Below are 6,097 nucleotides of genomic sequence, written 5' to 3'. Positions count from 1 at the left end.
TGGGGCGGGCGGGACATCCGCCCCACAATAAATTTTACTTTTTGTGAAACAAAGCCGAAAGCCTGTTTTTAAGCTCGGCTTTTGTATTCTTCCACAATCGAGCAATTCACGGCCATTGTTCCTGATGAATCAGTGAAGGTGACTTCATCTTTGTAATGGCGCGGTGTTCGCATCAGCAATTGCCAAGCTTCACCGGCATCAATTAAATTCATGCGGCCGGGATAGTGAATTTGCAACAACTCTTGCACCATCGGATAATAGTCTGAGTTGATGCTGGGGAAAATGTGATGTTCTGTGTGGTAAGAAAAGTTTAAGTGCAGGACATCAAATATTTTAGGAACCCGCAGCGAAGCACTATTTATCAGTGGGTCGTTAATGCTTGTCATCCGACAGCCCATGTGATTGGTGAAGATGTAGAACATGGCACACCCATGACCGATCGCGATCGGCAAAATGTAGGCAAGAGCTACTTTAATCGGGTTAAACTCTAGATAGAACAAGATACTCAGGTGAATTCCGACAATTCCCAGACATTCAAAGGCGATCGTTCTTCTATCTTTCGGACTAACTGTAAAGGCAGCCGGTACGTAATCCACAGATTTATCGTTGAATAACAGTACCGAGGTGAGATTGCGGAAATTGTGTACAAACCAGGAACCGGCCATCCCGACAATTAACCACAGCGGATTGACTTCCACCGACGGTACAAATAGATTTTGAATCCATTTTCCCCAGGTGTCGGGCTGCTGGGACAGGTAATTGCGATCGGGATCTGCTAAGGAGTTGGTGTTGTTGTGGTGTACCAGGTTGTGCAGGGATTTCCACTGAGTAGGCGGCATGAACAGCATACTTAGTCCCAGAAAGGCGATCGGATAAGTGAGGCGCGACTTTTTCTGAACGCTGCCGTGCATCAAGTCGTGGGAGCTAAACAGCAAAACTGTGATACTATTGCCCATGATGACGGCTAAAGGCAAGTAAAGCCATAAAAAATAGACAGACCAGCGATCGAGATTAGCAGCAATTCCCCATCCTAACAATAAAATCGCGATATTTATCAGCAGTATCCCTAACTTGCTTGAATTCGGTTCAAAGGCATCTGATGGCAGCAGCGGGCGCAATTTTTTAACATATACCGAGTGGTGAATTAGCGTTTCTTCGCTTAATGTCGGTGTTTCTGTCTTGTCTAGAGTATTGAGTTTTTTGTCTGATTTCATATTTTGGATAAGAGTATTTCGATGTCACTCAATAACTTTCTACAGTTAATTGTATCTGAAATATTGCAGGATTTTTAGCAACAGGCAAGTTTGTTATCCAAAAATTTAATTTTCTTGTGAAATAAGCCGGAGTTCCCGTTACCAAACAGCTTATTTAAAATAAGGGTATATATAAGTTATCGGATTTTGAACCAATAACCAATAATATCGTTTCCGGTTGCATCGGAATAATAAAATCGAGTCAACAGTCAACAGTCCGTAGGGGCGGTGCCAAGAGTGCCCGCCCTCTTAACAATCAACAATCAACAGTCAACAGTCAACAGTCAACAGTCAACAGTCAACAATTCCGGTTTGAGTGCAACCGGAATTGATATAACTCACAAGCAACTTACCTTAAAATTGTCCGTTACCTTGAACAATTTCTTTAATTGTTGTCAGCGTATCTAACCCGATCAATCCCCGGCGATAACCTTTTTGGTTGGACATTCCCAAAAATATCGCATCTCCCCGATTTTGATAGCGCCAAAACCGAGGGGAGGCATTAATAAAAGTTGAGGCGCTGTTGACATCTAGAGCAAATTGGCGGCTTTCTAGGTAAGATTCCGTGGCGATGGAGTCAGCGTGGCCGCTGCTGTAGCGGTTGATCCAGCCGATCGCAATTTCCAAACTATCGACAACTTTAAACGCGATGGTTTTGTTTAAGTAAGGTTGAGTCCACTCGTAGGGTTCAGCCAGCTTCAACTCTGGGAAATCTGCGACGAGATCCGCGTCTCCGCTAATTTGAAAGCCTTTTTCTTTTAAACTGTTCCACAGCCTGACTAAGGAAGAAGGCTTTTGGTTGCGATCGATCAGCACTTTCTCGATCGCATTTACCGGATCTGGCACACTTTGATGGCTGTCCAAAATCATCCACCTTGCCATTTCCAAACTACCAGTCGGCGACCAATAAAGGTAGCAATTGCCCATTGCCGATCGCAACACCGGTGCAGTGCACAGCCTTACCACCTGCTGCACCAAACTCGGTCTGCCGTAGGGAATAATTAAATTGAGATATTGGTCTTGAGTCACCAAATCGCGGATTGCAGCGCCCCGATCCGGCGGCAATACCTGCAAACATCCTGACGGCAAACCGACCTCATCGATCGCCGAACTCAAAGCTTCTCCAATTACACTATTAGTTTGCCAGCTTTCGCTACCACCTTTGAGAATCAAACTGTTAGCGGTTTTGAGACACAAACCCGCCGCGATCGCCCCCAACTCGGGAAACGCCTCGTAAATTAGGGCGATCGCCCCCAGCGGCAGCGATTGACAGTACACTTGACAGCGATCGACTTGATAGGAAGCATTGATCACTCTGCCGATCGGATCTGGCATTTCCCCCAACCGTTCCAGAATTTGGACAGTTGTCTTGATCCGTTCCGGCGTCAGCTTCAGCCACTCCACAATCAAGTCGGGAATCGCCATATCGCGACTCGCTTCTAGATCCAGAGTATTTGCTTCTAAAATGTCATTTTGTCTGTCTTTTAGCGATTTCGCCATCGCCTGCAAACCAGCAGCGCGATCCGTACTCTTTGTCACCGCCAAATCCAAAGAAGCAAGATTGGCGCGGCGGGCCACATTTGCCCCATCTGATGAATGGCTAAAGTCTTCTATTATCATTTAACTAACGCCTGTAAGCCAGCCATACCATCAGCGCCGGCAGCATTGCTAGCAGCACGGCGACCATTGCCCACAGAATCACATTCGGCCCGGGAGAGTGCAGCGCCAGGGGCAACCAAATCACTAGCGGCACCAAAATCATCCCTAGGGCCAGTGGCAAGTAGTGGGTTTTCAAACCCGGATGTGCTCTGTTCCATTGGTTGCCTGTCCAGTGCCAAGCCTGCTTGTAAGGATAGTTTGTTGATAGTTGCTCGATGACGTGTTCGCTTTCGTCCAATACAAATATTTGCTGACAGCGGTTGCAGCCAAAGGCTTCTGTCAGCGTTATCGGTACGAGACGACCGCGGCGCCGGCAAGGGCACGGGTACTCATCGTTTAAGTCGATTTTTTGAGCTTTTTGGGATGGCACAAGCGATCGGATAAAAAACCGTTTTTGCAAAGATAATTCTTAACATATCTACTTGGTCTAACTTATCAAGTCTGCCCGATCGAGGATTTTAACTGCCTGTTTCGAGCTTTGGCTCGACCGGCAATTTTGACTTGCAAGTTCTTGACTCAATTTTACCAAACAATTGGGTTTAAAGCCTCGTTTTTTGAGGACGGCTTCGATCGTACAGTATAACTTGTTAATTGGCTCGATGTAAAACTCCGGTCTCTACTCTATTTCAAAAAATCTATTTCAAAAATTCTCAAACTGGTTCGGGCATCAACCTGTGGGCGAGGAGATGTTATACAGACCGTGCCTGTTTTTTTTTGTTTGAAACCAGAATCGGGCCGATCGATGTCTGGGAGTATTCTCAACCACAGTTAAAACAAAACCGAAAAATTTCTGGCGATACTTTCCGGTTTTGTTTATTTTCTTAATTTTTTCAAGCGGGTGACGCGATTCGAACGCGCGACATTCACCTTGGCAAGGTGACGCTCTACCACTGAGCCACACCCGCATTTATTGCGGTCTTAACTATAATGTCTCACTTGCGGGAATTTGTCAAGTCTTTTTTGTAAGTTTTTTTCAGAAACTCGCTGCGGTGCGCCCCCGGCTGCTGCGAGTTCCTGAAATTGCAGCAGCCTGATTGTTAAACAAATCAGTAATTGCAGTGCTTTTGACTGTCATCGGCCACTCGGCAAGGCTACAATCAAGCTGGAATTGTGGGAGAACACTGCTGATGTCAGACTTAAATCGCGGAATCATGAAGTTCAAAGGAGCTGACAGCCCGATCGCGATCGCCCTTTCAGCGATCGCGATTGGTGGCGGCATCGGCTTCCTCATCTGGTGGGCACTGCAATCAGCCTATACCTTCAGCTAACAGAGAAGCTAAAAATTAAAAAGCATTGCTCAGAAGACAGAATTTCCCAAACATTCTGGCTTCTGTATTTTTTTTGTCCTCAGACAGCACTTGCCAAACAGTTTGACGGTGTTTATCCTGATTTTGATGACAATTTTATTTTTGGTAAGTAAGCTAATATGCGCTCCCTTGTCTTAACCCTAGCCCTCACTTGTTTAGCTACCCCCGCTGTTGCCGCTACCTGCGAGGAAAGCTTTCAAAAAAAGGGAGACTTTCTCAATGGTGCTGCCTTTTCGGCGCGCGTTCAGGTTGAAGGATTAACAGTAGAAAGAGCATTTTCCCAATTGCGACCCATTTTAGCCCGCGAGGGAATTAAGACTATCAGCAGCGATGCGAACATGGGTGTATTGAAAGCCGAAAATCCTGCAACAGCATTTCAGCGTGCTTTGCCGATCGACGTATTTGCCTCAATGTCAGGCAACCTATTAAATGTCGAAATGATCTTTACCATTCCGAGTGGCGTAGGCGCCAGACGAGACACCGTGAAAAAATACTTGTGTGGTGCCCTAAATCAATTGTTGCCCTAAATTTGGCAAGGAGTCAAACCAGAGTTTTGTCCAAATACCGACAGCTAAAGTCATTCGATTTTAGATTAGACCTCTTGCAAAAATAATTAGGACGGGCCCCAGAGCCCGTCCCACAAAAATCTTTTTTTCTTGTGGGATGGCTTTGAGCATCGTCCCAAAATTTGATTAAAAGGACTGAGGCAAGAGGTCTATTTTAGATTTTAGATGCTCCCGATTGATTCCACGGATCGCGCCGGGGCTTGTACCACCTTGGAAATTCGCCGGTCAAAAGTAGCTACAGACTCAATAATTTAACCTGTGGGTAGGGGTTGCTGACAAACCCTTAAAAAAATCAACTTTGGGAGGATTTATCCCCCAAAGTTTGTCGTTAATAATCCCCGCGTCTTGAGACTGGGGAGTGTCACTTCCTACTAACAGTATGAGGATACATCTTCCTTGCAATCATCTGCTAAATAGCAGAGAGCTCGAAAGCGCATCCCCACCAACTGTTCGTAAAGCGGGTTGATCTGGCACATCGCTGGAATGTGGACGATTTTGTGCCCGAACAATACAATATCTCGCTCAAACGGACATTGTGGCGGAATCATTTTGCAGACAAAATGTGCCACTCTGGGATCGTGAACTTCCCAGCCGTCCAGCCAATCTTTGACCGGTTGCAGGAGGTCTTTGTGCTGTGGTTTGCGTAGGGGAGATGAAAGGGGTGTTCCGGCGGGGATGGAGTTTGAATCAAAGGTGATTTGGCTGTTTGGCCCTTGCGGGTCGCTGTTGCTGTCTTCGATGGTGTGTCGCAGAGATTCGATCGCCTCGACGCTGTGACCCAATGCTGTGCAAAACTTGTACAGTACCTCGTCTTCGCTCAGCGAGTACGTACCGTCTGCTAAGGCTACCATGACTGCTGTTCTCAAAAAGTTCTCGCCCTTGGCGGTGTCTTTCCCCAGCACAGCAGCTAGTTCTTCTGCGGCAATGGGTTCAAAATCTGTCTCAGCAGATACTGGATGCAATTCATCCTGAGTTAGATTCGCAATCATTTTTTGCTCGTTTTCGTCAAAGTTGCCGTCGGCCCAAGCAATTGTCAACAATCCGCGCAGCCAAGCGGTGATTTCTGCATCTGTGCAGGAAGATTTTGCGTTACTCATCAGCATTTCGAGTTGGATATACCAGTTAATTTCTTGATTTGGACCGGGAGAAATATTCCCGTCTAAATAATTTTTACTGCTTTTTTGGTCGATCGGTCGAGTTGTTGAAGGTTTGTGCCTGAAGATTGCTCCAAACGCTTGTAGTGGACGTGTTAAAAGCATATTTGTGTCTCAGGAGCTTCGCTGAATAGCGAGCTAATCTATTTGTTGATTCT

The 6,097-nt window shown here is 46.2% G+C and carries 6 protein-coding genes and 1 tRNA gene; 1 reads left to right on the top strand and 6 read right to left on the bottom strand.

Annotated elements, in window-relative coordinates; translation table 11 throughout:
• Nucleotides 1-68 precede the first annotated feature (68 nt).
• From WBA89_RS12890 to WBA89_RS12870, 5 genes are all read right to left on the bottom strand, one after another.
• Nucleotides 69-1,214 (bottom strand): fatty acid desaturase family protein, encoded by a 1,146-nt coding sequence (locus tag WBA89_RS12890; RefSeq protein WP_424406937.1) that lies wholly within the window; start codon nucleotides 1,212-1,214, stop codon nucleotides 69-71.
• Nucleotides 1,215-1,607: 393 nt separating this feature from the next.
• A complete protein-coding gene (locus WBA89_RS12885; protein ID WP_424406935.1) occupies nucleotides 1,608-2,873 on the bottom strand; it encodes a glutamate-5-semialdehyde dehydrogenase in 1,266 nt (421 codons plus the stop codon).
• A gap of 4 nt (nucleotides 2,874-2,877) precedes the next feature.
• Complete coding sequence (locus WBA89_RS12880) at nucleotides 2,878-3,282, bottom strand: hypothetical protein (protein WP_424406939.1); 405 nt, start codon at nucleotides 3,280-3,282, stop codon at nucleotides 2,878-2,880.
• Between the two features lie 463 nt (nucleotides 3,283-3,745).
• Nucleotides 3,746-3,817 (bottom strand) — tRNA-Gly (locus WBA89_RS12875).
• Nucleotides 3,818-3,885: 68 nt separating this feature from the next.
• Nucleotides 3,886-4,131 carry a hypothetical protein gene (locus tag WBA89_RS12870; RefSeq protein WP_424406941.1) on the bottom strand — a complete coding sequence of 82 codons (246 nt, stop codon included), beginning with the start codon at nucleotides 4,129-4,131 and terminating at the stop codon, nucleotides 3,886-3,888.
• A 207-nt stretch (nucleotides 4,132-4,338) separates the two neighbouring features.
• Between WBA89_RS12870 and WBA89_RS12865 the strand changes: the two genes are divergently transcribed.
• A complete protein-coding gene (locus WBA89_RS12865; protein ID WP_424406933.1) occupies nucleotides 4,339-4,746 on the top strand; it encodes a hypothetical protein in 408 nt (135 codons plus the stop codon).
• Nucleotides 4,747-5,156: 410 nt separating this feature from the next.
• Here WBA89_RS12865 and WBA89_RS12860 read toward each other — a convergent pair whose 3' ends face one another.
• Nucleotides 5,157-6,044, bottom strand: coding sequence for a Mo-dependent nitrogenase C-terminal domain-containing protein (locus WBA89_RS12860; RefSeq protein WP_424406931.1), 888 nt, complete (start codon nucleotides 6,042-6,044; stop codon nucleotides 5,157-5,159).
• Nucleotides 6,045-6,097: the final 53 nt, after the last annotated feature.

The organism is Microcoleus sp., assembly GCF_049646505.1.
In the GTDB taxonomy this organism is placed as follows: domain Bacteria; phylum Cyanobacteriota; class Cyanobacteriia; order Cyanobacteriales; family Microcoleaceae; genus Microcoleus.
The sequence above is the reverse complement of the archived record's forward strand: the minus strand, read 5'-3'. Positions and strand labels throughout refer to the sequence as shown.